Source organism: Streptomyces sp. NPDC031274 (genome assembly GCF_055570235.1).
Genome location: NZ_JBVIHP010000198.1, coordinates 1 through 1,532 on the forward strand (window position 1 = coordinate 1; position 1,532 = coordinate 1,532).

Here is a 1,532-nt window from a genome sequence, read left to right on the forward strand (position 1 = left end):
CGTTGGCGTCGGCCTTTCCGTCCGGGTTCTGCGGCGCGAACCGCTCGTAGTGGTGATCGTGGCCGTTCATGACCAGCTCGGCCTTGTTGGCGTACAGGAGCTTCCAGATGGGCCTGCTGACCGGGTCGTTGCCGTGCTCGCCCGAGGAGAAGAGGGGGTGGTGCCAGTAAGCGGCCACGCACTTCTTGGAGTTGGCGGCGAGGTCGGCCTTGAGCCAGTCGATCTGCGCCTTGTCGTCGAAGCTGTTGGAGTCCAGGGCGATGAAGTGCCAGTTGTCCTGGTCGTAGCTGTAGTAGCTCTCGCCCTTGGGATAGGCGATGTCACCGAAGTAGGACTTGTAGCCCTCCAGGGGCCCCTCCGGGTCGTACGTCTCGTGGTTGCCCGGCACCGGGCGCGTCTTGTCCTTGAACGCGCCCCAGCTGGTGTCGTAGTAGTCCTCGAAGTCCTGCAGCCGGGCGTCGTCGTACTGGTTGTCGCCCATGGTCAGGACGTAGGACGGGTTGAGCTTCTCGACGAGCGCGGCGGTCTTGGGGTGCGCGCAGCCGCTGTCGCCCGAGGTGCACTGTTCGGCGATGTCTCCGGCGGCCACCGCGGTGAAGGCCGCCTTCGCGTCCTTGCCGTTCGGCGCGGCGTCGGCCTCGTCGGCCGGGGACCAGAGGAGGACCCCGCCGACGAGCGCGAGCGAGGCGCCTGCTGCCAGGGGGATGGCCCAACGGGCCTTGTTCGTACGGGAGTTCATGGCGCGGGGGGTGGGCGGCATGTCCGTCTCCTAGATCGGCGTGGGGGGCCGTGAGCGGCGCGGAGGCCATTCGCAGGCATCTTGTCGAGGGGGCATGTCCGCGTCAATAACTTCGGGCGAACTATTGTTAGGAAAGTTTCCTACCAGCGTTCGCCTCGGGGCGGCTGGCCTAGGGTGGCGTGCGGGAATGTCGTGCGAGTGACCGAGGGTGAGCGAGGTGGTGAACGTGATGGCGGGGGTTGCCGCGGCCACGGATGCCACCGTCGTGCCTTCTGCGGGGCGGCTGGGCCGCCCCGAACAGCTCGGGGAGCTCGTGCGCTCCTGCGCCGCCGTCTTCCTGCCGGCCGAGGTGCCGAGGGAGGGGCGGGTCGCGTTCTGGGCGCCGGAGGGGAGGCTGCCCGCCGGGCTGTCCGGGGGTGGACCCGACGGGGTCGGGCTGCCTGGTGCGGGTGGGGTTTCCGGTGCCGCCGAGGGGCGTGCGGGCCGGCTTTCCGGTGCCACTGACGGTGGTGTGGGTGGGCTGCCCGGTGCCGCCGAGGGTGGTGTGGGCGGGCTTTCCGGTGCCGCCGAGGGTGGCGTGGGTGGGCTGCCCGGTGCCACCGAGGGCGAGATCTCCGTCGTACGCCCTCACGGCAAGGGCGTCCGTACGCGTACCGTCCCCGCGCTGATCCTGCCGGTGGCGGACGCCGCCCCGCTCCTGCTGCGCGCCGGGCCCGCGCACCCCGCTGTGGCCTGCTGGGCCGCCGCGGCCCGGCACGCCCTGCACCTGGCCGCGCGGGGCAGGCTGCTGCCC

The 1,532-nt window shown here is 71.0% G+C and carries 1 protein-coding gene and 1 pseudogene; one reads left to right on the forward strand and one right to left on the reverse strand.

Annotated elements, in window-relative coordinates; translation table 11 throughout:
- Nucleotides 1-760: metallophosphoesterase family protein (locus ACZ5CR_RS44920; protein ID WP_468869370.1), on the reverse strand; the 760-nt coding region annotated here is incomplete at its 3' end.
- Nucleotides 761-968: 208 nt separating this feature from the next.
- On the opposite strand from ACZ5CR_RS44920, the pseudogene ACZ5CR_RS44925 reads away from it, so the two are divergent.
- Nucleotides 969-1,532, forward strand: a pseudogene (locus tag ACZ5CR_RS44925) (hypothetical protein); the annotation flags it as partial.